We start from the raw sequence: 26,008 nt of genomic DNA on the forward strand, positions 1-26,008 counted from the left end.
CGGGTTACTTGACCGCGACCTGCGAGATGTCCAGGACACCGGTCCAGTCGCTGATCACGACGTTCTTGATGTCCTTGCCGTACAGGCGCTTGTAGACCGGGTGGAACAGCGGCACGGTCAGTGCCTGCTCGCCGATCTTCTTGTCCAGTGCACCCCATCGCTTGGCGGCAGCGTCAAGATCGGTCAACTTGTTGATCGCGTCAATCTCGTCATTGACCGACTTGTCATTGAGCAGGCCCGTGTTGAAGTTCGCGCCGTCCTTGACGATCTGCCGGCCGTCGAAGATCGGGGCGAGGAAGGGGCCGCCGGAGGGCCAGTCGGCACCCCAGTGGGCGAGGAGGAAACCGGGCTCGGTCTTCACGCTGTGGATCGTGTCCGAGTAGTCGTTCTCCTCCAGCCCCTGGAGCTTGACCGTGATGCCGGCCTTCTTGAGCGCGTCCTGGACCGCCGTCGCGATCTCGGGGCTGGTCTCGAAGTCCTTGGAGTTGGAGTGGGTCAGCGTGACCGTGAGCCCGTTCGGGTGACCGGCCTCCTTCAGCAGCTCCTTGGCCTTGGCCGCGTTGCCCGTCTCCCCCGCCGGGAAGAGGTCGTACGGCTCGTAGCCGAAGGACTTCTGGTTCGGCAGGAAGGTGGTGGCGGACTCGGCGAGCGCGCTGCCACCGGCCGCGTTGACCACCGAGGAGCGGTCGACGGCGTACGAGATGGCCTGCCGCACCTTGACGTTGTCGAACGGTTTGACCGTCGGGTTGAACGCTATGTAGTTCGTGTAGCCGAAGTGCCCGGTGCCCACGCGGGAGGCGAGTTCCTTGTCGCCCGTCACCTTGGCGAGCTCGGCCGGGCCGAGGTTGGTGTCCGTGGTGACCGCGGCCGCGTCCGCTCCCTGGGACGCCGACAGCCGCTGGTTGATCACCGACGAGTCGAGGCCGGACTTGACGTCGATCCGGTCCGGGTACGCCTTGCGCTCGGCGTCCGTCGAGGCGGACCAGTACGTGTTGCGCGCCAGGACGAGACGCTCACCGTCGTTCTGGTTCGTGACGACCTTGTACGGGCCGGACGAGACGGGGTGCTCCTCGTACTTCGTACCGGTGTCCTTGGCCTTGGGGACGGGCGTGAACTGCGTCTGCGTGGCCAGGTACGGGAACTCGCCCTCGGGCTTGTTCAGGTGGAAGACGAGGGTGCGCTCGTCCGGCGTCTCGATCGCCGCGAGCCCCTTCTTGTCCTTGTACGGCCCCTGGTAGTCGGCCGCGCCGACCAGCCAGTCCCGCAGGTAGGGGGCGCCGCCGGAGAGTTCGGGCGCGAAGGAGCGCTCGATGCCGTACTTGATGTCGGCCGAGGTGATCGCGGTGCCGTCCTCGTACTTGAGGCCCTTCTTCAGGGTGTACGTCCACTCGGTCGCGTCCTTGTTGGGGCGCCCGGTGTCGGTGGCGAGGTCGGGGACGACCTTGGCGCCGGCGGCGCCGTTCTCGCGGTTGCGGGTGGTGAGGGTGCGGAACACGAGCGAGGGCACGTTGCCGCCGCCGGAGGTGTACAGGCGGGCCGGGTCGAAGTCCTGCTGCGGGTTGGAATTGAGGACCGTCAGGGTGCCGCCCTTGTGGGGCGTGGAGTCGCCACCGGAGCTCTTGGCATCGTTGTCCTCAGGGCCGCAGGCGGCGGCGCCCGCTGCCAGAACCAGGCTTACGGATACCGCGGCCACGTGGCGCGCTGTGAGGGACGGTTGACGCATCGGAGACGACCTCTCGCATGATGTGTCTCGAATGACGAGACGGATTACCGAAGGGTGAGACGAAAGTGGACAGACGTCCGCCCCGGCGTCGGGTCGTCGAAAAAGCCATGACTCGGGGTCACGGAGAACTGCGGGATTCGCGACGCGCGCGCCTAAGGGCGGGCGTCAGCGACAGAGAATGTCGGCCACGCAGAGCGGGGTCACACCGATGAGCGCCAGCTGAATGGCGGCGCTGCTGTCGACGGCATGACTAGACCACATGGGCAGCAATATGTACGACCGATCAACACATGTCAATGTGACATGTGCGCGCTCTGTCAACTCCCGGGGTAGGCCCAGGGGTTGGCCCGGCAGTGGATCCCGTCGTGGTCGAGGAACTTGGTCTGCTGCTGCATGACCGGCGCGAGCTCGCCGTTCTTGTCGCACGTCACATGGGAGTAGCCGAGGCGGTGGCCGACCTCATGGTTGATCAACATCTGCCGGTACGCATGGATCCGATCACCGTATGTGGTTGATCCCTGCGCCCATCGATACGCATTGATCATCACGCGTTCGGTGGCGGCCGAGTCGCACGAGACGTTGTCCTCCGTCGTGTCGAGTCCGGACTTGGCGCACCAGTCGGCCGTGGTGCCGGGGCTGGCGAGCGTGATCACGAAGTCGGGCTTGCCGGAGTAGATGCGCTCGAAGGTCCGGGCACCACTGTGGGCCCAGCTGCGGTCGTCGTTGAGCGTCTTCTGCACAGCCTGGGCGAAGAGTGCGCCGTCGAGTCCGAGCCCCTGTTCCACGTCCACGCGGTAGGTGTACTTCTGCCCCTTGCCGGGCGCCTTGTCGAAGCCCGGGATCGCGTCGAACTTCCCCGAGCCGTCGAGCTTGGCGCTGAGCGGGTACTTCGTGTCCATCTTCTGCTCGTACGTCAGCGGCGCCACGACGACCGAGGACGACGGCGAGGGCTGTCCGACCGCGCCCGTTGCCGGACCCCTGGCATCCCGCGCCTGGTCGGTGGCGGACTGCGCGCCCGAGGCGGTGTCGCGCGTGTCGGTGACCTGTCCGGCCACCACGACGGCGAGCACGGTGACGACGGCGGCGGCCGCGATGCCGGTGAACGCCCGGCTTTTGCCGCCCTTGGCCGCGGGCGGCCGGCCGTCCGGCGGCGCGTCGCCGTCGTCGGGGCGGGTGTCCGCGTCGGTGTCGTCGGGCCGGTCGGTGACCGCGGGACCGTACGGGTCGGAGCGGTGCGCGGCGGAGGGACGTGCGGCGGCCGGCGTTCCGGCGCCTGCGACGGGACCGTTCGCGGGAACAGGGCCACGGGGGCCGCCGGGACCACGAGGACCGCCGGGCACGGAGACGTCGACGTCGTCGGCGAACGCGTCGACGTAATCCTGCCGCGGCCCCGACCGCGATCCCGGAGATCCCTCCCGCTGCCGTGGCGGCGCGAACCCGGGCCCGGCGGCCTGTGCGCCCGGCCCCTGACCGCTCAACTCCCCCCAGCCGCCGCCGGATTCACGCTGCTCGGGATGCCCACCCCGGACCCGGGGCGCGCCCTGGGCGGGTGTGCCGTCGGGAACCCGCGGGAAGCCACGCGGGGGCGTGCCGTCCGGGAACCGCCGCACACCCTGACCGGACGACTGACCATCCGACACACGCGGAACTCCACGCGCGGGCGTGCCATCGGGCAGCCGCGGAAACCCGTGCGCGGGCGTGCCGTCCGGCAACCGCGGAAAGCCATGCGCGGGCGTGCCGTCCGGCAGCCGGGGGATGCCACGCGCAGGCGTCCCGTCGGGCAGCCTCGGGCCGCCCTGTGCCGGTACCCGGCGCCCGGCGGCGCCGCTGCCCGGGCCGGTCCGTGGCACGCCGTACTCGGGCCCCCGGCCCCCCGGCATTCCCTGCCGAGCAGCCTGCGGCGCCGGAGCGGGAGCAGTCGGCGTCCGTTCCCGACCCGTCGTGCCCCGTGCCGCCTCGGCGGCCGTCGGGGCGGCCTGAGCCGTACCGTCCTTGCCGGAACTGCCTTTGTCGGGCCCCTTCTTGGGGGCGGGCCCGCGTCGACTGTGGCGTCCCACGCCGCGCCTCAGCTCCCCACAGTGGTGGTGTCGGCCCCGTCGCCGGAAGCCGTTGCGGCGTCCGCCCCGTCACCCGAGTTCCCCTCACCGGAGGCACCCGCGGAGCCGTCACGCCGCTCAGAGCCTCCCACGGAACCGTCGGAAGCTCCCTTGTCCGCGGCGAACTCCCGGAACGCGCCGGCCACCGTCTCCGGGTACTCCATCATCGCCACGTGCCCCGCCTCCGGCAGGGTCAGCAGGCGGGAGTCGCGGAAGGCACGGGCCGCCTTCTGGGCCATACGGAAGCCGACGAGCTGGTCACGGCCGCCGTAGACGAGCAACGTGGGTGCGAGGACCCGCTCGGCCTGGCGCCACAGCGCGTGCTGGCCGCCGAGTGTGTACGCGTTCACCAGCCCGCGCGCGGAACGCGTCATCGCGTCCCAGAAGTACGGCAGTTGCAGCCGCCGCTCCATCTCCTCCACCGCGTACTGGAAGCCCTCAGGACTGACCCGGCCGGGGTCGCCGTAGCAGAGGGCCGTGACCCCTCGGACCCGCTGCTCGGCCGTCCATCCCCTGCTGTACCGGGTGAAAAGGCCGGCCACGCCGGGCAGCGCCAGCAGTCCCGTGGGCACGGCGGAGCGCTGGACGCGGATCTCCGGGAGGGCCGGCGAGACGAGGGTGAGGGTGCGCACCAGGTCCGGCCGCACCGCCGCGACGCGCGTGGACACCGCGCCGCCGAGGGAGTTCCCGAAGAGGTGGACGGCCCCGCGGCCGGACGCGTCGAGGAGGCGGATCACCGCGCGCGCGTGGGCGGTGACCGAGTAATTGCCGTCGTCCGGCGGCGGGGAGTCACCGAAGCCGGGCAGGTCGACGGCCTCACCGTCGACGTCGCCCTCCAACTGCTCCATCAGCGCGGACCAGTTCTGCGAGGAACCGCCGAGCCCGTGGACGAACAACGCGGGCGGCAGCCCCTCGCGCGCGGGCGGCCTCGAACGCACCGTCAGCGTGATCCCCGGCAGCCCCACCGACCTCAGCCGCTCGCCCTCGCCGACCCTGACGGGTGCCACTTTCGGAAGGACGGTGGCGGGCGGCACGAAGGGCAGCTCGGTCGAAGACATGCGGCAATGTTACGAGACGATCACGCAGTGGTTCGTGTGTTCGCCATCACAGCGCACATGTACGAGGCGGACGGGGTGCGGCGGACCCGGTGCGGCACGCACATCGCATGGCGTCCAGATCGTGTGTCTCCTAGGCTCGTACGCAGGGCACCCGAATGTGGCCCCCTGTGTACATCAGGGACGTTCTAGGAAGGGAGCCCACCATGGCCTACGACCCGACCGATCCCGAGGCCTTCACCGACCCGGAGGCCTTCGAGGAGGACGACGCCGTCGAGATCGCCGTCGAGGCCCCCGAGGTCGACGCCGCCGAGCAGCGCACCGACATCGCGCCCGACCGCGACGACCCGCTGACCGACGTCGACCCCGACCGCGCCAACGAGGCCGACCTCGTCGAACAGGCCCGGGTCGTCTCGCTCGACGAGGACGACTATCGGTGACATCGACGGCGGCATCGGCGGCGACACGGGTGGCGACACCTGTACGGCGTGAAGCAGCCGGCAAAGCACTCATCAGGGCATTTCCGAGCGGGAGCGGGGCAGGCTCTGCCCGCTACATGCCCGTTTGAAACCTTTGCACGGCTTTCGTCACCGTCCGGTCCGTGAAATTCTGCGCTCGCACCGCGCACAGCACGGTTACCGAAAAGTACGATGGCGGCGCGGCGCACACCGCATGTGGACGACATTGGGAGGCGGCGTGACAGCCATCGAGCAGACAGAGGCGGCACGCCCGAGAGGGACGCGCCTGCCGCGCCGTGCCCGACGGAACCAGCTGCTGGGCGCCGCGCAGGAAGTCTTCGTGGCGCAGGGCTACCACGCGGCGGCGATGGACGACATCGCCGAGCGGGCCGGCGTCAGCAAGCCGGTGCTCTACCAGCACTTCCCCGGCAAGCTCGACCTCTATCTCGCGCTGCTGGACCAGCACTGCGAGTCCCTGATCCAGGCGGTGCGCACCGCGCTCGCGTCGACGAGCGACAACAAGCAGCGCGTACGGGCGACCATGGACGCCTATTTCGCGTACGTCGAGGACGACGGCGGCGCCTTCCGCCTGGTCTTCGAGTCGGACCTGACGAACGAGCCCGCGGTGCGCGAGCGCGTCGACAAGGTCACGAACGAGTGCGCCGAGGCGATCTGTGACGTGATCGCCGAGGACACCGGTCTCTCGCGCGCGGAGTCGATGCTGCTCGCGTCGGGCCTCGGCGGACTCGCCCAGGTGGTGGCCCGGTCCTGGCTGCACAGCGACCGCAGCGTCCCGCGCGACCAGGCGGTCCAGCTGCTGACGTCGCTGGCGTGGCGGGGCATCGCCGGATTCCCGCTGCACGGCACGGAGCACCACTGACGGCACGGGGCACGGAACGAGATCGCGAACGACCCGCACGCACGCGTGCGGGTCGTTTGTTCCCGCCCGATGTTCGCTGTTGGCGTTCTTGCGCGAAGCGTGTACGTCCCCTCACCGGGCTAATGTGTGCTGGGTACGGCGCGGAAGGTCGCGCACTTCACTGACCGTCGGAGGGACATAGCCGTGGAGGTCAAGATCGGCGTGCAGCACGCGCCCCGCGAGATCGTTCTGGAGAGCGGTCAGAGCGCCGAGGAGGTCGAGCGGGCGGTGGCGGAGGCCCTGGCGGGCAAGTCGCAGCTGCTGAGCCTGGTGGACGAGCACGGCCGCAAGGTCCTCGTCCCGGCCGACCGTCTCGCGTACGTCGAGCTCGGCGAGCCGGCTCCGCGCAAGGTGGGCTTCGGCGCGCTGTAGGCAGACACGAAGAGGGGCCCGGCGACCGGTGGTCGCCGGGCCCCTCTTCGTGTCAGGGGCAGGTGGGTGGGTAGTCGGCGGGGCGGGATTTTTCCGCCCCGTATGGAGCACGAACAGCACCCGGAGGAGGATTGCATTCCGCAGGTCACGGGTATGACGGGCTACGACCGTAATGGGCAGTGTGGCCGTGTGGGAGGGACCCCATGATGTTGATCGAAGCGCTCGGCTCAGCACTGCTCGGTCTCGTGCTGGCGGGAGTGGCGGCGCACCGCCTCTCCCACCGCCTGCCGAACCGTTCCCTGGTCCTCGCGACGGGCACCGCGGGAGCCCTCTTCGGTGCCTTCGTGACCCACACCGCGCTGGACCCCGGCAACATCCTGCTGATCCTCCTGGGCGCGGCCGTGGTCTCGGTCGCCTCCCTGTCCCTGCTCCTGCGCCCGTCGGGAAGACTCCGCCGCTCGGCGACGGCGTGAGCGGAAAGCGCCGGTAGCGGCTCGGGCGGCTCCGTCACATGGGCGCAGCCGGCGAGCGCCACGCGGCACCAGCCGGAGCCGCAACGGCGACCGAGGCCGCTCAACGGTCCGAGCGCAACGCCGTCGGCGCTACGCCGCCAACCCGAGCGCGGCCATCCGCTTGGTGTGCGCCTCGGTGATCCGGGAGAACATCCGCCCCACCTCGGCGAGGTCGAACCCGTCCGCGACGCCCCCGACGAGCATCGTCGACAGCGCGTCCCGGTCCGCCACGACCCGCTGCGACTGCGACAGCGCCTCGCCCATCAACCGCCGTGCCCACAGGGCGAGTCGTCCGCCCACGCGCGGATCCGCGTCGATCGCCGCCCGCACCTTCTCGACGGCGAAACCGGCGTGCCCGGTGTCGTCGAGGACGGCCAGCACCAGCTCGCGCGAGTCCGTGTCGAGCCGCGCGGCGACCTCCCGGTAGAAGTCACTGGCGATCGAGTCGCCGACGTACGCCTTGACGAGCCCCTCCAGCCAGTCCGAGGGCGCCGTCTGCCGGTGGAAGCCGTCGAGTGCCGCGACGAACGGCTCCATCGCCAGCGTCGGCTCCTCGCCGATCTCCGTCAGCCGGTCGCGCAGCTTCTCGTAGTGGTGGAACTCGGCCGACGCCATCTTCGCCAGCTCCGCCTTGTCCGCCAGCGTCGGCGCCAGCTTGGCGTCCTCCGCGAGCCGCTCGAAGGCCGCCAGTTCGCCGTACGCGAGCGCGCCGAGCAGGTCGACGACCGCGGCTCGGTACTGCGGGTCGGCGGCGGCCTTCGTCCAGTCCTGGGCGGCGACACCGGTGTGCTCGACGGTGGGTTCGTCAGGGGTCTCGGAGGCGTTGTCGGGCTTGTCAGAGGTCGTCATGAAGCGCACAATAGCCCGCTCTCCGGACGGCGTAAGGCCCTGGTCAATCAGTGTGACGACGACTACGTGACCAAATCGGCCATCGCATATGCACGAATCCGGGGTATGGTGGTAATGCGCCTGCTGGTACGACGGCACTTCGTGAGTGTGCCGTACCTCGACAGGCCGCACGTATGAGGATGCCCGGTCGGTGGCCCGATCGGCTCCGACCCGACAGCCCTCCTCGCCCGTACGGCACAGTGCGTACGGCGTTCGGAGGGGGACCCTCAGCGGTACGAGCGCTAGAGCGTCGGCAGTGGTCCCGTGCCATACGGCTTAGCCCGTAAGGCAGCCGACGTCCCCAGCACGGTAGACGACCCCCGCGCTCGCCTCGCACCGCGCACACAGAAGAGGCAGCACCCTGACTACGACCTTCCGCGATCTCGGGATTCTGACCGAGACGGCCGAGGCCCTCGAAGCCGTCGGCATCATCACCCCCTTCCCCATCCAGGAGATGACGCTCCCGGTGGCCCTCTCGGGCTCCGACGTCATCGGCCAGGCCAAGACCGGCACCGGCAAGACGCTGGGCTTCGGCCTCCCGCTCCTCGAGCGCGTCACCGTCCCCGCCGACGTCGAGGCCGGCCGCGCCAAGCCCGAGGACCTGACCGACGCCCCGCAGGCGCTCGTCGTCGTCCCCACGCGCGAGCTGTGCACGCAGGTCACCAACGACCTGCAGACCGCGGGCAAGGTACGCAACGTCCGCGTTCTCGCCATCTACGGCGGCCGCGCCTACGAGCCCCAGGTCGAGGCCCTCAAGAAGGGCGTCGACGTCGTCATCGGCACCCCGGGCCGGCTCCTGGACCTCGCGGGCCAGAAGAAGCTCAACCTCAGCCACATCAAGGCGCTCGTCCTCGACGAGGCCGACGAGATGCTCGACCTGGGCTTCCTGCCCGACGTCGAGAAGATCATCAACCTGCTGCCGGCCCGCCGCCAGACCATGCTGTTCTCGGCGACCATGCCGGGCGCGGTCATCAGTCTCGCGCGGCGCTACATGTCGCAGCCCACGCACATCAACGCCACCTCGCCCGACGACGCGGGCAGGACGGTCGCGAACACCAAGCAGCACGTGTACCGGGCGCACAACATGGACAAGCCCGAGATGGTCGCGCGGATACTGCAGGCCGAGGGCCGGGGACTGGTCATGGTCTTCTGCCGTACCAAGCGCACCGCGGCCGACCTCGCCGACCAGCTCAAGCAGCGCGGCTTCGCGGCCGGCGCGGTCCACGGCGACCTCGGCCAGGGCGCCCGCGAGCAGGCGCTGCGCGCCTTCCGCAACGGCAAGGTGGACGTGCTGGTCTGCACCGACGTCGCCGCCCGCGGCATCGACGTCGAGGGCGTGACGCACGTCATCAACTACCAGTGCCCCGAAGAGGAGAAGACGTACCTGCACCGCATCGGCCGTACCGGCCGCGCGGGTGCCAAGGGCATCGCGATCACCCTCGTCGACTGGGACGACATCCCGCGCTGGCAGCTGATCAACAAGGCGCTGGAGCTCAAGTTCAACGACCCGCCGGAGACGTACTCCACCTCCCCGCACTTCTACGAGGACTTGAACATCCCCGCGGGCACCAAGGGTGTCCTGCCGCGGGCCGAGCGCACGCGCGCGGGGCTCGACGCGGAGGTGCTCGAGGACCTGGGCGAGCCGGGCGGACGCGGTGCACGCGGCCGCGGTGACCGCGACCGTGACCGGGGTGACCGTGACCGTGGTCGCGGACGGGGTGGCCGGGACGAGTCCCGTTCCGCCGACCAGGAGCGTCCGGACCGTACGCCCCGCCGTCGCCGTCGTACCCGTAACGGGACCCCGCTGGACGCGAACGCCCCCGCCGAGGCGGTCGCCCCGTCCGAGGCCACCGCGGTCGAGGACGCCACCGCGACCCGCACCCCGCGCCGTCGTCGCCGCACCCGCGGCGGAGCGTCCGACGCGGCGCCGGCCACGGCGACCACGGCAGCGCCCGCCGTCGAGCCGGCCGTGACCGAGGCCGCGGAGTCGGCCGTCACGACGGCGGGGAGCCCGTCCCTCGACACCGAGACCCCGGCCAAGCCGCGCCGCCGACGGACCCGCAAGTCCGCGGAGACGCCGGCCGCGGTGGAGACGGTCGTCGAGACCGCTCCGGTCACGCCGGCCGCTCCGGTCGCCGGGGCCGCTCCGGAGGCGGAGGCGCCGGCCACGAAGCCGCGCCGCACCCGCAAGACGGCTGCCGCGGCACCCGCCGCCGACGCCGCCGCGGACACGGCCGAGGCCACGGAGACCAAGCCGCGCCGCACCCGCAAGACCACGACCGCCGCCACGACCGCCGCCGAAGCAGCTGTGGACACCGCGGAGGCCACGGTCACCAAGCCGCGCCGCACCCGCAAGACCACGACCGCCGCCACGACCGCCGCCGAGACCGCGGTGGACACGGCAGAGGCCACCGAGGCCAAGCCGCGCCGCACCCGCAAGGCAGCCGCCGCGGCACCCGCCGACGCCGCCGCGGACACGGCCGAGGCCACGGTAGCCAAGCCGCGCCGCCGCACCCGCAAGGCCGCCGAGCCCGCCGTGACCGCCGACATCCCGGCCCAGACGGTCCCGGAGTCGGAGACGGCCGAGCCGGCCAAGCCCCGGCGGACGCGCAAGACGGCGAGCACCATGAAGGCGGCCGAGGCGGCCGAGGCGGCAGTGGACACCGCGGAAGGCACGGTCACCAAGCCGCGCCGCACCCGCAAGACCACGACCGCCGCCGAGACCGCGGTGGACACGGCAGAGGCCACCGAGGCCAAGCCGCGCCGCACCCGCAAGGCAGCCGCCGCGGCTCCCGCCGAGGCCGCCGCGGACACGGACACGGTCGAGGCCAAGCCCCGTCGGCGTACCACCCGCAAGGCCGCCGAGCCCGCGGTGACCGCCGAGATCCCGGCCCAGGCGGACCAGGAGCCGAAGGCTGCCGCACCGCGCCGCCGGGTCCGCAAGACGGCCGCCGCGGAGCCCGCGGACAGCTGATTCCACACCGCGACGGCCCGGCCCCTCATCTGGGGCCGGGCCGTCGGCGTTCCCGGCACCGGCCGGCCCGTGGAAGCCGGCGCCCGGCCGCTCCCCACCAGGGGCGCGGAGAACTGCGCGCCAAGCCACGACGATCCCGCAGCCGCCCGACGACGCCCCTGCGGGCACGCCCTGAGGCGCCCTGGACCCCCCTCAGCCCCCTACGACACCGCCCCACCACCCCCGCCCGCTACCCTCACCCCGTGAGCACCCGAGCCGTCTTCTCCCCGCCGCCCGGCGCCCGCGCCTACCCCCTGCGCACCACTCGCGGCGAGTTCGCGGCCGTGGACTCGGCCGTGGCCCCCGGTGTCACCCCCAAGGGCATCGCGCTGCTGCTGCCCGGGTTCACGGGGAGCAAGGAGGACTTCACGCTGCTCCACGAGCCGCTCACCGCGCGCGGGTACCGGGTCGTGGCCGTGGACGGGCGGGGGCAGTTCGAGTCGGACGGGCCGCAGAGCGACGAATCCGCTTACGCACGGGGCGAGTTGGCGCGGGACGTACTCGCCCAAGCCGCCGCGATCGGCACCCGCGTGCACCTGGTCGGGCATTCCCTGGGCGGTCAGATCGCGCGTGCCGCCGTACTGCTCGACCACTCTCCCTTTCTCTCCTTCACCCTCGTCTCCTCGGGCCCGGCGCAGATCTCCGACTCCCAGCAGCAGCGGGTGAAGCTGCTGCGGGACGCGCTCGGTGTGATGACGATGACCGAGGTGTGGGACGCGATCCTGGCCATGGGCCCGCCGGAGGAGGTCGGCGGGCCCGCCAAGGGCATCGGGGACGTCGTACAGCTGCGCCGCCGCTGGCTCGGCAACAAGCCCGCCCAACTCCTCGCGACGGGACACCAGTTGTGCACGGAGCCGGACCTGGTCGGCGAACTCGCCGCCGTCCCGCTGCCGTTCCACGTCCTGTCCGGCTCACAGGACGACACCTGGCCGGTGCCCCTCCTGGACGACATGGCCGTACGACTGCGCGCCCGGCGCACGGTGGTTCCGGGAGCCGACCACTCCCCCAACGCCGACGAACCCCTCCCCACGGCCCACGCCCTGGCCGACTTCTGGGACAGCGTCAATCCATGAGAGGCCGGGGGGCGAGCGATCAGTACTGCCCCTGCAAGTGCTCCCAGAACCCGTCCCGCAGCGCCCGCCGCAGATCCGCCTGCCCCCGCAGGGAGTACTGGAGACGCCCCTCCGCCTCCACCAGCAGATCCTGGTCCACCGAGCCCGGAAGGTAGGGATACCCGGGCAGCAGCTCCTGCAGCGCCGCCCGCCCTCGCTCCCCCAGCCACTTCGCGGCGATCTGGGCGCCCACGAAACGGACGTCCTCACGGGCGGGCCGGGTGGTCGTCGCCTCGTAGGGCACACCCGTCCGCCGGGAGACGTACGGCTTGAAGAAGTCGAGGTCGAGGGTGCGCTGGCTGTCGACCTCCCACAGGAGGGGCTCCGCCTGGTTGCGGCCCTCCGGCGCCTCGATGCCCCACAGGTGGACGCGGGCGCCGTACCCCTGGGCCGCCTCGACCGCCGAGACCAGGTCCTCGTCCCCGCCCAGGAGCGCCGCGTCGCTGATCGCGCGGTGCCGGGCCAGGGACTCCAGGTCGGAGCGGATCAGCGAGTCGACGCCCTTCTGCTGGTTGTTGGCGTTGAGGTTGCCCAACCGGACCTTGACGTCCGGGAGTTCGGCGATGGACTGCTGCTCCGTCGTGTGGATACGGCGTCTCGCGCCGTCGTACCAGTAGACCCTCAGCAGTCTGCTGTCCGCGAAGATGGTCCGCGCCCGGTCGATGAGGGCCTCGATCAGGCCCTCGGCGTCGAGGTCGAAGGCGCGACGGTCCTCGGTGCCGGCGACGAGTCGTCCCGCGGCCGCGTAGAGGTATCCCGCATCGACGAAGATCGCATGCGTCGAGGGTGTCTTCGCCACCTCGGCGAGCATGCGTGTGAGCAGCTCGTTCGTGCGGTCGATGCGGGCGCTCAGTGGCGTCAGGTCGTCGTTCATCGCCTCCATTGTCCAGGCGGTCACGCTGCGAACACAACCGGTCCCAAGGAGTCTCCGAAAGACTCACTTACCGGTCAGTAGTTAGCCGTTCGAAAAATTTCTTTAGCGTAGGGAATGTTTGTAACACGCACCCCGTTGACTATCTGTGTACGCAGTAATTCTCCGCAGGAGGATGACCAGACGAAGGGAGAAGCCATGCGCTTCGAAATCATGCGACTCGACGACGTCGACGGCACGCCCGTGGACAGCACTGTCGTGGACGCCGCCTCCGTCAACCGGATCGTTCAGCAGGCCGCCGCCATAGGACAGCGCCTCTGGATCCGTCCGGCCGACACCTCGGCCTCATAACCGGACCAGTACAGACGCGGATCACCGCTGAAGCTTCAGAGCCCCCGCCAGGCATCGACGCCGGGCGGGGGCTCTGCGCATGCCCGGAACATGCCCGGGGGCTCAGCTCCCCTGCACCACCTGGGTGATCCCGTTGATGATCTGCTGCACGGCGATCGCGGAGAGCATCATGCCCGCGAGCCGGGTCACCAGCACGACACCGCCGTCCTTGATGACCCGGATGATCAGCAGGGAGTACCGCATCACCAGCCACAGCACGACGTGGATGGCGAGGATCGCCGTCCACACCGAGACCTGTGTGGCGACACTGTGGGCCTTCTGCACGGCGAGGATGACGGAGACGATCGCGCCCGGACCCGCCAGCAGCGGCATGCCCAGGGGCACCAGCGCCACGTTGACGTCCTTGGTCTGCTTCGGCTCGTCGGTCTTGCCGGTGAGCAGGTCCAGCGCGATCAGCAGGAGCAGCAGCCCGCCCGCGATCATCAGCGCGGGCACGGAGACATGCAGGTAGTCCAGGATCTGGTGGCCCAGGACACCGAAGACGGCGATGACACCGCCCGCCACGCAGACGGCCTGGAAGGCCATCCGCTTCTGCACCTTGCCGGGCCGGCCGGCGGTCAGCGCGAGGAAGATCGGGGTGATCCCGGGGGGATCCATGATGACGAACAGGGTGAGGAAGAGCGAGCCGAAGACGGCGACGTCGAACATGACGGAACTGGCCTTACAGAATGGGGTGGAACACGGAGCCGGGCACGGGTACGGCCTGCGGCGCCGGGTGAGGGGGAGCGGGGTCGGGCCTCAGATTCCGCCGGTACCGGGGACCGGGAACGCACCGGTCGCCCGACGCGTGATCTCCCCGTACACCTCGGGGTCCGTCGTGTACTCGCCGAGAGCGACCGTCTTGCGGCTGCCGTGGTAGTCGCTGGAGCCGGTGACGAGCAGTCCCAGTTCGGCGGCGAGCCCGCGCAGCCGTACGCGCGTGTCCTCGTCGTGGTCCATGTGGTCGACCTCGATGCCGTCGAGGCCGACGGCGGCCATCTCGGCGATCGCGGACTCCGGAACGGTGCGGCCGCGCTTGCTCGCGCCCGGGTGGGCGAACACGGTGACGCCGCCGGCGCCCTTGACCAGCCGGATCGCCTCGAAGGGGTCGGTCTCGTGCTTCGGTACGTAGGCCCGGCCGCCGTCGGCCAGCCAGTCGCCCGTGAAGGCGTCGGCCACGCTCGGCACGACCCCGAGCTCGACGAGTGCGGTGGCCACGTGCGGCCGTCCGACGGAACCGTCTCCGGCGATCCGCGCCACCTGCTCCCAGGTGATCGGCACGCCCAGCTCCTGGAGCCTGGCCACCATGCCGCGCGCCCGGGGCACCCGGTCGTCGCGCACCAGTTCCCGCTCGGCGAGCAGCTCCGGCTCCTCGGGGTCGAACAGGTAGGCCAGCATGTGCATGGACACCCCGTCGATCCGGCAGGACAGCTCGGCCCCGGTGACGAGCGTCAGCCCGGCGGGCAGGGCGGCGATGGCCTCGCCGTACCCGCGGGTGGTGTCGTGATCGGTGAGGGCGACGACGTCCAGTCCCGCAGCGGCGGCGTTGCGCACCAGCTCGGCGGGCGTGTCGGTTCCGTCGGACGCGGTGGAGTGGCAGTGCAGATCGACACGCACGACACAAACTCCAGACGCTGACGGAACAGGAACAGGAACAGAAGAGGACGCTCAAGGATAACCGGATTTCCAGCTCCCCTGTCACACCCGCAGCGGGGGCACAACCCCTACAGTCAAGGCTTCAGCAGTCGCGGCGACAACGCCCCGCAGGGCACCAGTTCCACTTCCGCCCCGGCGTCCCGCAGATCCGTCAGCACCAGTTCGTCGTACATCAGCAACCCGGACTGCTCGGGCCACACCACGGCCCACAGCCACAACCCCAGTGCCTCCCCCGCGAACACCGCCCGGTCCTCCGGCGCCCCGGAGACATGCCACAGCGGAGTCGGCCGGCCGGCGGCGAGCACCTTCGCCTGCGGCGGCTTCTCCACGCTCATGTACGGCCCCGGATCCGGCCCGTCGATCCCCGCGTAGCGCGCCCCGAGCCCGACCCCGAGCTCCTCGGCCACCAGAATCAGTTCGCCGACGCCCCCGAGGGGTCCGGGTCCCGTGCACGCCACGGCCGTGGCGCGACCGCCGCTGCGGTCGTCACCGGCGCAGGCCACTCCCGTGAACAGCCAGCCCACCGGCAGCGGCCACGGCATCCATAGGGGCACCTGCGTGCGGTGCACCACGACATCGAGGGCCTCGACGCTGGGCGGGATCACGGGCTGCAACGGATGCACCGTCCCGTGCACATCGCACTGCCAGGAATCGGCGAAGAGTCCGGGAGCCCTGACCCGGCCACCACACTTCGGGCAACTGGGTTCGCCCCTCATAGGGCCCCACGGTCCTACCCTCTCTCCGCCACGTCAAGGACGATCACCCGTCCGGACGGAACGGGCTTCCTTGGGCCTCACCAGGCAGAACTAGATGTAGTTTGCATTAATTAGCAGACCTAACTTACTATGTGCATATACCAACTATCTCAAGGAGTGGAGGACCGACCATGGACCCCTTCGATGCGGGAGCCGGCGGCATCCTGCGCCAGCCGAAGGCCGTATGGGCGACGGCGGGCGCCTCCGTCGTCGCCTTCATGGGCATCGGACTCGTGGACCCGATCCTGCCGTCGATCGCCCAGGGCCTGGACGCCACGGCGAGCCAGGTCTCCCTCCTGTTCACCTCGTACTTCCTGATCACCGCGATCGCGATGCTGGTCACCGGCTTCGTCTCCAGCCGCATCGGCGGCAAGAAGACCCTGCTGCTCGGCCTCGCCCTCGTCGTGGTCTTCGCGGGGCTGGCGGGCACCTCGGGCTCGGTCGGGGAACTGGTCGGCTTCCGGGCCGGCTGGGGTCTGGGCAACGCCCTGTTCGTCTCCACGGCCCTCGCCGTCATCGTCGGCGCGGCGGCCGGCGGCAGCGCGGCGGCGATCCTGCTGTACGAGTCCGCCCTGGGCCTCGGCATGGCGTGCGGCCCGCTGCTCGGCGCCCTGCTCGGCGACGCCAGCTGGCGCTACCCGTTCTTCGGTACGGCCTTCCTGATGGCCGTCGGCTTCCTGTGCGTCACGGTGTTCCTGAAGGAGCAGCCGAAGCCGGCCCGCAAGACGTCCCTGCTCGACCCGCTCAAGGCGCTCGGCCACGGCGGGCTCGCCTCGGCCGCCGTCTCGTCCTTCTTCTACAACTACACGTTCTTCACCGTGCTGGCCTTCACGCCGTTCGTGCTGGACATGACCCCCTACAAGTCGGGCGCCGTGTTCTTCGCCTGGGGCGTTCTGCTCGCCGTCTTCTCGGTGTTCGCCGCGCCGCGTCTGCAGGAGCGGTTCGGCTCGCTGAAGGTGCTCGGCGGTTCGCTCGTCCTGCTGGCGGTCGACGTGCTCGTCCTCGGCTACGGCGACCACACCACGGCCATCGTCTGCACCATCCTGTCCGGCGCCTTCATCGGCGTGAACAACACGGTCTACACGGAGCTGGCGCTCGGCGTGTCGGACGCCCCGCGGCCCGTGGCGAGCGCGGGCTACAACTTCGTGCGCTGGTTCGCGGCGGCCGCGGCGCCCTACTTCGCGCCGAAGATCGAGGAGTGGACCGACATCCACATCCCGTTCGTGGTGGCCGCGGTGACCGCGGCGCTGGGCGCGCTCGTGGTCGTCGTACGGCGCAAGGCGCTCACCAACGAGGCGAAGGAACTGGAGCCCAGGCACGCGACCGAGGACAGCGTGGCCGTCTTCGCCAACTGAAGCCTTCCGGCCACCACTTGGTGACCTTGCTCACGCGAGGGTCACTCCAGCGGGACGGACTTGCGGGACGGATCCCTCAGGTCCGTCCCGTTCGTCAGCCAGCGCTCCTGGAGGGCCTGGGCGCCGTGGACGCGCTTCCAGGCGGCCTCGTTCGGCGTCATGGGGAGCAACGGCAGGAAGTGGACCGGGTCGAGGGGCTCGTCGAGCTCCAGGTCCTCGACCAGACCGCCCGGCTCGGCGACCAGGACCGAGGTGAACGGGGCTCCGGGCCACAGCGGTTCACCCACGTCGAGCGAGGCGCCCGGAGCCACGACCACACCCTCGACCTGCGGGGACGCGGCGAGCACGGTGAGCGGGCGGAGCACCTTGTCGGTGCCGGCGAGCCCTGACCGTACGGACAGCAGCAGTTCGGCGCGCGGACCCTTCACGGGGTCGGCGAGCATCGCGGTGGGGTCGCCCATCGGCTGGGCCGACATGCCGAGGGTGGCGTAGCGGACGACGTCCCCGTCGGTGAAGCGGAGCACCTCGATGCGGTCCGTACCGAGGAAGGTGACCGCCGCGCGCGCGTCCGGCTCGCCCAGCGCGCTGCGCAACCGGGCCTCGACCAGAGGAAGAACATCTGCCATGCCGCGAGCATAGAACTCGTCAGTACCGGGCAAAGCAGCGCCTTGACACTTCGGCCTGCTGGTACTCTGGCCCGGTCGTCAGGGCAGCACGCTGAAGCGTCGCGTATCGAGTCCCGACGCCTGTGAGACTCCCTTGCGGGAATGGATCGTCCCTTACGAGGGACCGGCCGGAGGAGGTGGGGCTGTCATGGATCGAAGTCGACCTGGTAGTACCACTCGTTCTTCCGGCCGCTGATGCAGCTCTGTGACTTTCGGCAACCGCCGCCTCTCACGTTCGCGTCTTCGTGCGGAAGAGCACTTCGTTCGTTTTGCCTGATCTGTCTGATCGCCAGCAGTAGCTGAATCAGTAACGAAGTCCGCCACCGCGATGGTGCGGTGCTCCCCGCTTTGTGGACGTGCCAAACACCCTTCCCCTGCCTCAAGGGCGGGGATACCCCTTGCAGGACGTCCTCATTCCGGGTAGTTCCACCCGTCGCCGGGGCCCTTTGTTGCCCGTCACGAAGGAGCCTGCCATGTCGATGATCCGTGACCTGCGTGCCGCCGTGCGCCCGTCGCGTCCCTCGCTGCGCAAGGACACCGGCGCGTACGACGCGACACGCGACCCCTCGACGCCCTCAGCCGTCGTCGACTGCGCCGTCTACCGCGACGGCCGGCGCGTGGCGACCGACGCGCAGCTGAGCCCGCACGAGGCGATGCGCCAGGTGCGCCGCGACGGCGGGTTCGTGTGGATCGGCCTGCACGAGCCGAGCGAGGCCGAATTCTCCGGTATCGCCGGGGAGTTCGGGCTCCACCCGCTCGCCGTCGAGGACGCCGTGCAGGCCCACCAGCGCCCCAAGCTGGAGCGCTACGACGACTCCCTGTTCACCGTCTTCAAGACCATCCACTACGTCGAGCACGACGAACTCACCGCCAACAGCGAGATCGTCGAGACCGGCGAGGTCATGTGCTTCACCGGCCGGGACTTCTTCATCACGGTCCGGCACGGCGGCCAGGGCTCGCTCAGGGCGCTGCGGCACCGCCTCCAGGACGACCCCGAGCTGCTCGCCAAGGGCCCCTCGGCGGTGCTGCACTCGATCGCCGACCATGTCGTCGACGGCTATGTCGCGGTCGCCGACGCGGTGCAGGACGACATCGACGAGGTGGAGACCGAGGTGTTCACGCCGGGACGCGGCGGCAAGGTCTCGCGCGGTGTCGACTCGGCGCGGATCTACCAGCTCAAGCGTGAGGTGCTGGAGTTCAAGCGGGCCGTCGCCCCGCTGCTGCGGCCCATGCAGCTGCTCAGCGAGCGCCCGATGCGGCTCGTGGACCCCGACATCCAGAAGTACTTCCGGGACGTCGCCGACCACCTCGCCCGCGTCCAGGAGCAGGTCCTCGGCTTCGACGAGCTCCTCAATTCGATCCTGCAGGCCAACCTCGCGCAGGCGTCCGTCGCCCAGAACGAGGACATGCGGAAGATCACCTCCTGGGCCGCGATCATCGCCGTCCCGACGATGGTGTGCGGGGTCTACGGCATGAACTTCGACTACATGCCGGAGACCCACTGGAAGCTCGGCTATCCGGTGATCATGGCGATCACCGGTGTCATCTGCCTGGGCATCCACCGCACCCTCAAGCGCAACGGCTGGCTCTAGGGTGGGCCTCATGACACGTGAGCTGCTCGACCGGGCCCTCGTCGAGGAGGCCACGAAGAAGTCCGGCCTCATCTGGGTCGAGGGACCCGGCGGTCCGGCCCGCGCCCTGTGGCACGTGTGGCACGAGGGCGCCGCGTGCCTGGTCGGTGACGGGCCCGGGGAGCAGCCGCTGCCGGGGCTGACCGACGGGGGCACCGCCGATGTGACCGTCCGCAGCAAGGACAAGGGGGGCCGGCTGGTCTCCTGGACGGCGAGGGTCGTCGAGCCGGCGCCCGGGTCCGAGGCGTGGCAGGCGGCGGTCGGCGAGCTCAAGGGGAAGCGGCTGAACGCCCCGGACGGCGAGGCGATGACGGACCGTTGGTCCCGCGAGTGCCGGGTGATTCGGCTGGAGCCGACCGGGGTCACGGCGGCGCTCCCCGACGGCGACCTCGCCGAACCGCCGCTGCCGACACCGGCGACCACGCGCGAGCCGATCCCGGCCGGGCTTCCCCGGCTGCTCATGAAGCGCCGCAAACGCGGCTAGGACGTCGGCAGCTGCTTGCCGTAGTCCACGGTCTCGTCCTTCTCCGGCTCGGTCAGGGGGAAGTTCTTGCCCCAGGCCGAGAAGGTCAGGGTGCCCGCGCCGCCCGCCCGGGCCAGGCGCAGGGGGTAGGGCTGACCCTCCAGGGAGACGTCCAGCGTGCCGCCGTCGCCCTTGTCACCCGTGATGCGGATCGTGCGGGTACCCGCCTGCTCGTGGTGGCCGTCGGTGTCCAGGCTGCCGTGCAGCGTCAGAAGTCCGTCGAGGAGAACGCCCTTGTCCGTGAAACCGCTGAACTTCTTGTACGCCGGGTCGCCCGACGGCACCTTCACGTACTTGCCGTCGAGCTTGTCGGCGGCCGCGTCCGAGTCGTCGCCCTTGCCGTCGGCCTGCGTCCAGAAGTCCGCGCCGGCCTTCAGATACAGCTCCTCGCCGATCCGCAGCAGCTGGAAGGTGGTTCCCTCCGCGGTGACCGAACCCGAGCCGCCCTCGGAGTTCAGGCGCATGTCGAGTTTGTACGTGCGCCCGCTGGTGACCACGTTCCCCGCCAGGCGCAGCGCGTGGGCGGACTCGGCGGCCGCTCGCGTCTTCGACTGGATCTGGGCGGCGGGCAGTTTGCCGACCCCGTTGGTGCCGGCGTCGGGGTCCTCGCTGCAGCCCGTCAGGCCCGTTCCCGTCACGACCAGGGCGCACATCGCGCCCACCACAACGGTCCTGCGGGTTCGGCCCTGGGGAATCGCGGTCACAGGTGGGGCTGCCTTTCCGACGAGGGTCCTTCAGCGGCGTACGGCAGCGTACCGGGGCTCCGGGCCCCGGGCGGAGCCAGACCGTCCGGACGCCTCACCAGGGCGTATCCGATCGGTACGGGCTAGCCTTAAGCCCTCCCGAGCGGGCAATCCGGACAACGAACGACGAACGAAACACCCCGTACGCACCCCCGTACGCGGCCTCGTACACAGCCTCGTAGGCAAAGGAAGCACAGCCATGGCAGCGGGAGCCCCCCGGATCTTCGTCTCGCATCTCGCGGGCGTCGCCGTCTTCGATCCCAACGGCGACCAGGTGGGCCGCGTGCGCGATCTGGTCGTCGTACTGCGCGTGGGGCGCAGGCCGCCACGGGTGCTCGGTCTCGTCGTCGAACTGTCCACCCGGCGCCGCATCTTCCTGCCCATGACCCGGGTGACCAGCATCGAGTCCGGACAGGTCATCACCACCGGCGTGCTCAACGTCCGCCGCTTCGAGCAACGGCCCACCGAGCGCCTGGTCTTCGGCGAACTCCTCGACCGGCGCGTCACACTCGTGGAGACGGGCGAACAGGTCACCGTTCTCGACGCTTCGGTGCACCACCTGCCGGCCCGCCGGGACTGGGAGATCGACCGTGTCTTCGTGCGCAAGGGCGGCAAGGGCGGGGCGTTCAGGCGCAAGGGCGAGGCGCTGACCGTCGAGTGGTCCGCCGTCACCGGCTTCACGCTGGAGGAGCAGGGACAGGGTGCCGAGAGCCTCCTGGCCACCTTCGAGCAGCTGCGCGCGGCCGACCTCGCCAACGTCCTGCACCACCTCTCCCCCAAGCGGCGCGCCGAGGTGGCCGCGGCTCTCGACGACGACCGCCTGGCCGACGTACTGGAAGAGCTCCCCGAGGACGACCAGATCGAGATCCTCGGCAAGCTGAAGGAGGAGCGGGCCGCCGACGTCCTGGAGGCCATGGACCCGGACGACGCGGCCGACCTGCTCTCCGAGCTCCCCACGGAGGAGCAGGAGCGGCTGCTGAGCCTGATGCAGCCGGGCGACGCGGCCGACATGCGGCGCCTGATGGCCTACGAGGAGCACACGGCCGGCGGTCTCATGACCACCGAGCCGATCGTCCTGCGGCCGGACGCGACCGTCGCCGACGCGCTCGCCCGCGTCCGCAACCCCGACCTCTCCCCCGCCCTCGCCGCCCAGGTGTACGTGTGCCGCCCGCCCGACGACACGCCGACCGGCAAGTACCTCGGCACCGTCCACTTCCAGCGGCTGCTGCGCGACCCGCCGTACACCCTCGTCAGCGCACTCGTCGACGACGACCTCCAGGCCCTCGCCCCGGACGCGACGCTGCCGGTCATCGCCGGGTTCTTCGCGACGTACGACATGGTCGCGGCCCCCGTGGTCGACGAGGCGGGGGCGCTGCTCGGCGCGGTGACCGTGGACGACGTCCTCGACCACATGCTGCCCGAGGACTGGCGGGAGACGGAGTTCGACGCGGAGGGGCCGGCCCACGATGACGCCTGAGCGCGAGACCCCGGGCCGCGAGCGTGTGCCCTCCGGCGCCCGCGAGCGCACCCCTTCCGGCGCGACGGCGACCGGCCGTGCCCGCATCCGCCTCGACCAGCCGCGCTCGCCGCGTCGCCGGCTGCTGCCCGAATGGGACCCGGAGGCCTTCGGACGGCTCTCCGAGCGCATCGCCCGCTTCCTGGGCACCGGGCGGTTCATCGTCTGGATGACGGTCGTCATCATCGCCTGGGTCCTGTGGAACATCTTCGCGCCGGGCCCACTGCGCTTCGACAACTACCCGTTCATCTTCCTCACCCTGATGCTGTCCCTCCAGGCCTCCTACGCCGCCCCGCTGATCCTGCTCGCGCAGAACCGGCAGGACGACCGGGACCGGGTCAACCTCGAACAGGACCGCAAGCAGAACGAGCGGTCGATCGCGGACACCGAGTACCTGACCCGCGAGATCGCCTCACTCAGGATCGGCCTCGGGGAGGTGGCCACCCGCGACTGGATCCGCTCGGAACTCCAGGACCTGATGAAGGAACTGGAGGCACGGCAGCACGACGGGCATGTCGTATTCCCGGCAGAACGGCCGCACGGGCGTGACGTAGACGACCACTGACGGGGGTGCGGGGGGCGACCGTGACCGCCGTACCATCGTCTGTATGGCTAGCGAAGACGCGGTGCGCGAGGCACTGGCGACGGTGAACGACCCCGAGATCAACCGCCCCATCACGGAACTCGGGATGGTCAAGTCGGTCGACATCGGCGCGGACGGGGCGGTCGCGGTCACCGTGTACCTGACGGTCTCCGGCTGTCCGATGCGCGAGACGATCACGCAGCGCGTGACGGACGCGGTCGCGGCCGTCGAGGGCGTCACGCGTGTCGACGTCACGCTCGACGTGATGAGCGACGAGCAGCGCAAGGAGCTGGCGACGGCCCTGCGGGGCGGCCAGACCGAGCGCGAGGTCCCCTTCGCGAAGCCGGGGTCCTTGACCCGCGTGTACGCGGTCGCCTCCGGCAAGGGCGGCGTCGGCAAGTCGTCGGTGACGGTGAACCTGGCGGCGGCGATGGCGGCGGACGGCTTGAAGGTCGGTGTCGTGGATGCCGACATCTACGGCCACTCGGTGCCCCGCATGCTGGGCGCCGACGGCCGCCCGACCCAGGTCGAGAACATGATCATGCCGCCGTCGGCGAACGGCGTGAAGGTCATCTCCATCGGCATGTTCACCCCGGGCAACGCACCGGTGGTGTGGCGCGGCCCGATGCTGCACAGGGCTTTGCAGCAGTTCCTCGCGGACGTCTACTGGGGCGACCTGGACGTCCTGCTCCTGGACCTCCCCCCGGGCACGGGCGACATCGCGATCTCGGTGGCCCAGCTGGTCCCGAACGCGGAGATCCTGGTGGTGACGACCCCGCAGCAGGCCGCCGCGGAGGTCGCGGAACGGGCCGGATCCATCGCCGTCCAGACCCACCAGAAGATCGTCGGCGTGGTCGAGAACATGTCCGGCCTGCCGTGCCCGCACTGCGGCGAGATGGTCGACGTCTTCGGCACGGGTGGCGGCCAGACGGTCGCGGACGGCCTCACCCGCACGACGGGCGCCACGGTCCCGGTCCTGGGCTCGATCCCGATCGACGTCCGTCTGCGCGAGGGCGGCGACGAGGGCAAGCCGGTCGTTCTGACCGACCCGGACTCCCCGGCGGGGGCTGCGCTGCGGGGGATCGCGGGGAAGCTGGGGGGACGGCAGCGGGGCCTTTCGGGGCTTTCTCTGGGGATCACGCCCAGGAACAAGTTCTGAGGCACACGCGATAAAGCGGGGTCCCACGGGCCGGGTAAGGTCCGTGGAATGCCGAGAGTCAAAGTCAGCGTCATCGTTCCCGTCTACAACACCGGGAAGTACGTCGACGAGTGCGCGCCGTCGCTCCTCGGGCAGAGTCTGCCCGCCGACGAGTACGAGGTCGTCTACGTCGACGACGGCTCGACGGACGACACGCTGACCCGGCTGGAGAAGATCGCCGCCGCGCACCCGAACGTCCAGGTGCACACCCGGCCGAACTCCGGCTGGCCGGGCGCACCGCGCAACCTCGGCATGCGGCACGCGCAGGGCGAGTACATCCAGTTCGTCGACCACGACGACACCCTCGGGCCCGAGGCCCTGGAGCGGCTGTACGAGCACGCGAAGCGGAACGACGCCGACGTGGTGCTCGGCAAGATGTCCAGCACGATGGTGCGGCCGCGGCGGCTGTTCCGGCACACGGTGGACGCCTGCACGATCGAGAACGACGAGCTCATGCAGAGCATGTCGCCGCACAAGATGTTCCGGCGCGCCTTCCTCGAGGAGCACGGTCTGCGCTTCCCCGAGGGCCCCTGGATCCTGGAGGACCTGGCCTTCGTCAGCGCCGCCTATCTGAAGGCCGAGCGGATCTCGGTGCTCGCCGACTACCCCTGCTACTACTGGATGAAGCGGGACGACGGCGGCAACAACACCCAGCACCGCTTCAACCCGCGCCACGGCTTCTGGTCCAACTGCCGCACCATCGTGCGCCAGATCAAGGACGGAACGAGCCCGTCCGACGACGTCGACGCGCTGCAGAACCGCCTCCTGCACCGGCTCTACCACGTGGAGATCCTCTCCCGCACCCGCGAACCCGAGATCCTCCGCGAGGACCCCGCCGAGCAGCGCGAGCGCTTCGGGGCGGCACGGAAGCTTGCCGTCGAGGAGTTCCCGGCCGCCGTCCGGGAAGGGCTGCCCACCGTGTCCCGCCTCCGCGCCGAACTCCTCGAACGCGGTGACTTCGACGGGGCCGTGGCCCTCGCCGAGCGCGTCCGCGAGGTCAAGGCCCGCAGTGCCGTCGGCGGGCTGCGGTGGGAGGACGGCCGGTTGGTCGCCGACGTCACGCTGGACCTGTTGCGCGGCGACGGCGAGCCGCTGGTGCTCGTCGAGCGGGACGGGAAGCGGTGGCTGGACCCGGAGCTGCTCGCCGGGGTGCCTGGGGCCGAGGACGGCTGGGAGGTGCGCGATCCGTTCCGTCTGGCGTACGCCGAGCTGGTGGTCAAGGACCGCGACCGTGAGGACTGGTGGTACCCGGAGGGTGATCTGGAGGTGCGACTCGAGCCCTGCGGCGAGGGGCGCTCACGGGTCGTCGCGTCCGGGCGGCTGAGCCTCGATCCCCAACGGCTCGCGGGCGGGCGGCCGCTGGAGCGCGGGGTGCACGACGTGTGGGCGTACGTCCAACTGCTGGGCGTCGACCGGATGGTCCGTCTGACCGGCGACGGCACCCCGGGGACCCCTGCCACGGGCCCGGCGCTGACCGGCGGCCGGCTCGCGCTGCCGTACTGGACGGGCAGCGGCCAGCTCGCCCTCGACGTGGACCAGCGCCAGCGCAGGCTCGGCTCCGCCACGGCCGCTGCCGCCGCGGCGAACTCCGGACGCGGGGAGCGGTCGCTTCCGCTGCCTTACGTGGCGGCGGCGACGGACAGTGGCCCGGCTCGCCTCAAGGTCACCGTGTCCGCGCTGACGGTGGACGCCGAGCTGGTCCCCGGCGAGGGCGGTACCACGGCCGAACTCCGGCTCCCCGCCCGTCTCAAGCTCCCGGCCGGACGCCACCCGGTCAGCCTGCCGAAGACCGACGCCCCTCTCGCCCACGCCGTCGTCCGCGACGGCGCCCTGCTGCGGCTGGAGGGCCCGGCCCACGAGGCCGGCACCGGACGCCGGCTGCTCGACGCGGTCGCCGACAACCGCCAGGTCCGGCGGGTACGGCGACGCCTCGGCCGATAGGACGGTCGACAGGCCGGTCGTGGGGCACCGCAC

25 protein-coding genes are annotated in these 26,008 nt (G+C 70.8%); 14 read left to right on the forward strand and 11 right to left on the reverse strand.

What is annotated here, in order from left to right; all coding sequences use genetic code 11:
- Positions 1-4: 4 nt before the first annotated feature.
- The 4 genes from RKD20_RS15440 to RKD20_RS15455 form a co-directional block, all read right to left on the reverse strand.
- The gene (locus RKD20_RS15440) at positions 5-1,723 is read right to left on the reverse strand and encodes an ABC transporter substrate-binding protein (RefSeq protein ID WP_424878226.1); all 1,719 of its coding nucleotides are present in this window, start codon (positions 1,721-1,723) and stop codon (positions 5-7) included.
- 165 nt (positions 1,724-1,888) lie between these two features.
- The gene (locus tag RKD20_RS15445) at positions 1,889-1,984 is read right to left on the reverse strand and encodes an Ms4533A family Cys-rich leader peptide (protein WP_310591899.1); all 96 of its coding nucleotides are present in this window, start codon (positions 1,982-1,984) and stop codon (positions 1,889-1,891) included.
- A 56-nt stretch (positions 1,985-2,040) separates the two neighbouring features.
- Entirely contained in the window at positions 2,041-3,780 is a 1,740-nt protein-coding gene (locus tag RKD20_RS15450; protein ID WP_424878227.1) for a DUF3152 domain-containing protein, read from the reverse strand.
- 8 nt (positions 3,781-3,788) lie between these two features.
- Complete coding sequence (locus RKD20_RS15455; protein WP_424878228.1) at positions 3,789-4,877, reverse strand: alpha/beta fold hydrolase; 1,089 nt, start codon at positions 4,875-4,877, stop codon at positions 3,789-3,791.
- Positions 4,878-5,080: 203 nt separating this feature from the next.
- On the opposite strand from RKD20_RS15455, the gene RKD20_RS15460 reads away from it, so the two are divergent.
- The 4 genes from RKD20_RS15460 (at position 5,081) to RKD20_RS15475 (ending at position 7,096) form a co-directional block, all read left to right on the forward strand.
- Entirely contained in the window at positions 5,081-5,314 is a 234-nt protein-coding gene (locus RKD20_RS15460) for a hypothetical protein (protein ID WP_424878229.1), read from the forward strand.
- A 256-nt stretch (positions 5,315-5,570) separates the two neighbouring features.
- Complete coding sequence (locus RKD20_RS15465) at positions 5,571-6,212, forward strand: TetR/AcrR family transcriptional regulator (protein ID WP_007384538.1); 642 nt, start codon at positions 5,571-5,573, stop codon at positions 6,210-6,212.
- Positions 6,213-6,395: 183 nt separating this feature from the next.
- Positions 6,396-6,623 (forward strand): DUF3107 domain-containing protein, encoded by a 228-nt coding sequence (locus tag RKD20_RS15470; protein ID WP_020119766.1) that lies wholly within the window; start codon positions 6,396-6,398, stop codon positions 6,621-6,623.
- 206 nt (positions 6,624-6,829) lie between these two features.
- Entirely contained in the window at positions 6,830-7,096 is a 267-nt protein-coding gene (locus RKD20_RS15475; RefSeq protein WP_028808044.1) for a hypothetical protein, read from the forward strand.
- Positions 7,097-7,225: 129 nt separating this feature from the next.
- Here the strand turns inward: RKD20_RS15475 and RKD20_RS15480 are convergent, their stop codons facing one another.
- Complete coding sequence (locus tag RKD20_RS15480; RefSeq protein WP_007384535.1) at positions 7,226-7,993, reverse strand: ferritin-like fold-containing protein; 768 nt, start codon at positions 7,991-7,993, stop codon at positions 7,226-7,228.
- 484 nt (positions 7,994-8,477) lie between these two features.
- Here RKD20_RS15480 and RKD20_RS15485 point away from each other — a divergent pair, with 484 nt between their 5' ends.
- Complete coding sequence (locus RKD20_RS15485; RefSeq protein ID WP_424878230.1) at positions 8,478-10,997, forward strand: DEAD/DEAH box helicase; 2,520 nt, start codon at positions 8,478-8,480, stop codon at positions 10,995-10,997.
- A gap of 242 nt (positions 10,998-11,239) precedes the next feature.
- Complete coding sequence (locus RKD20_RS15490) at positions 11,240-12,109, forward strand: alpha/beta fold hydrolase (RefSeq protein ID WP_424878231.1); 870 nt, start codon at positions 11,240-11,242, stop codon at positions 12,107-12,109.
- Positions 12,110-12,128: 19 nt separating this feature from the next.
- On the opposite strand, the gene RKD20_RS15495 is transcribed toward RKD20_RS15490, so the two are convergent.
- Positions 12,129-13,022, reverse strand: coding sequence for an NYN domain-containing protein (locus RKD20_RS15495; RefSeq protein ID WP_424878232.1), 894 nt, complete (start codon positions 13,020-13,022; stop codon positions 12,129-12,131).
- A gap of 195 nt (positions 13,023-13,217) precedes the next feature.
- Between RKD20_RS15495 and RKD20_RS15500 the strand changes: the two genes are divergently transcribed.
- Positions 13,218-13,370: a hypothetical protein gene (locus RKD20_RS15500; protein ID WP_007384531.1), complete on the forward strand. Its 153-nt coding sequence runs from the start codon at positions 13,218-13,220 to the stop codon at positions 13,368-13,370.
- A gap of 102 nt (positions 13,371-13,472) precedes the next feature.
- On the opposite strand, the gene RKD20_RS15505 is transcribed toward RKD20_RS15500, so the two are convergent.
- The 3 genes from RKD20_RS15505 to RKD20_RS15515 all read right to left on the reverse strand — a co-directional run bounded on the left by RKD20_RS15505 (position 13,473) and on the right by RKD20_RS15515 (position 15,781).
- A complete protein-coding gene (locus RKD20_RS15505) occupies positions 13,473-14,078 on the reverse strand; it encodes a MarC family protein (RefSeq protein ID WP_424878233.1) in 606 nt (201 codons plus the stop codon).
- Positions 14,079-14,168: 90 nt separating this feature from the next.
- Positions 14,169-15,026, reverse strand: coding sequence for a PHP domain-containing protein (locus RKD20_RS15510; protein ID WP_424878234.1), 858 nt, complete (start codon positions 15,024-15,026; stop codon positions 14,169-14,171).
- Between the two features lie 113 nt (positions 15,027-15,139).
- Complete coding sequence (locus RKD20_RS15515; protein WP_424878235.1) at positions 15,140-15,781, reverse strand: DUF6758 family protein; 642 nt, start codon at positions 15,779-15,781, stop codon at positions 15,140-15,142.
- A 170-nt stretch (positions 15,782-15,951) separates the two neighbouring features.
- Here RKD20_RS15515 and RKD20_RS15520 point away from each other — a divergent pair, with 170 nt between their 5' ends.
- Positions 15,952-17,175 carry an MFS transporter gene (locus RKD20_RS15520; protein ID WP_424878236.1) on the forward strand — a complete coding sequence of 408 codons (1,224 nt, stop codon included), beginning with the start codon at positions 15,952-15,954 and terminating at the stop codon, positions 17,173-17,175.
- Between the two features lie 41 nt (positions 17,176-17,216).
- Here the strand turns inward: RKD20_RS15520 and RKD20_RS15525 are convergent, their stop codons facing one another.
- Positions 17,217-17,801 (reverse strand): suppressor of fused domain protein, encoded by a 585-nt coding sequence (locus RKD20_RS15525; RefSeq protein ID WP_424878237.1) that lies wholly within the window; start codon positions 17,799-17,801, stop codon positions 17,217-17,219.
- Between the two features lie 512 nt (positions 17,802-18,313).
- On the opposite strand from RKD20_RS15525, the gene RKD20_RS15530 reads away from it, so the two are divergent.
- Positions 18,314-19,432: a magnesium and cobalt transport protein CorA gene (locus RKD20_RS15530; protein WP_424878238.1), complete on the forward strand. Its 1,119-nt coding sequence runs from the start codon at positions 18,314-18,316 to the stop codon at positions 19,430-19,432.
- A 10-nt stretch (positions 19,433-19,442) separates the two neighbouring features.
- Positions 19,443-19,955 (forward strand): hypothetical protein, encoded by a 513-nt coding sequence (locus tag RKD20_RS15535; RefSeq protein ID WP_424878239.1) that lies wholly within the window; start codon positions 19,443-19,445, stop codon positions 19,953-19,955.
- Here the strand turns inward: RKD20_RS15535 and RKD20_RS15540 are convergent.
- Complete coding sequence (locus tag RKD20_RS15540) at positions 19,952-20,698, reverse strand: hypothetical protein (RefSeq protein WP_424878240.1); 747 nt, start codon at positions 20,696-20,698, stop codon at positions 19,952-19,954. The genes RKD20_RS15535 and RKD20_RS15540 overlap by 4 nt on opposite strands.
- 238 nt (positions 20,699-20,936) lie before the next feature.
- Here RKD20_RS15540 and RKD20_RS15545 point away from each other — a divergent pair, with 238 nt between their 5' ends.
- From RKD20_RS15545 to RKD20_RS15560, 4 genes are read left to right on the forward strand one after another with little or no spacing between them, the layout of a single operon-like run.
- Positions 20,937-22,214, forward strand: coding sequence for a magnesium transporter MgtE N-terminal domain-containing protein (locus RKD20_RS15545; protein WP_424878241.1), 1,278 nt, complete (start codon positions 20,937-20,939; stop codon positions 22,212-22,214).
- Complete coding sequence (locus RKD20_RS15550) at positions 22,204-22,818, forward strand: DUF1003 domain-containing protein (RefSeq protein ID WP_424878242.1); 615 nt, start codon at positions 22,204-22,206, stop codon at positions 22,816-22,818. Before RKD20_RS15545 ends, RKD20_RS15550 begins: the two co-directional genes overlap by 11 nt.
- A 43-nt stretch (positions 22,819-22,861) precedes the next feature.
- Positions 22,862-23,995, forward strand: a complete 1,134-nt coding sequence (locus tag RKD20_RS15555) for an Mrp/NBP35 family ATP-binding protein (protein WP_037719829.1) — start codon at positions 22,862-22,864, stop codon at positions 23,993-23,995.
- Positions 23,996-24,043: 48 nt separating this feature from the next.
- Entirely contained in the window at positions 24,044-25,975 is a 1,932-nt protein-coding gene (locus tag RKD20_RS15560; protein ID WP_424878243.1) for a glycosyltransferase family 2 protein, read from the forward strand.
- Positions 25,976-26,008 lie beyond the last annotated feature (33 nt).

The sequence above is a fragment of the Streptomyces sp. SLBN-8D4 genome, from assembly GCF_049739545.1.
Taxonomy (GTDB): domain Bacteria; phylum Actinomycetota; class Actinomycetes; order Streptomycetales; family Streptomycetaceae; genus Streptomyces; species Streptomyces canus_C.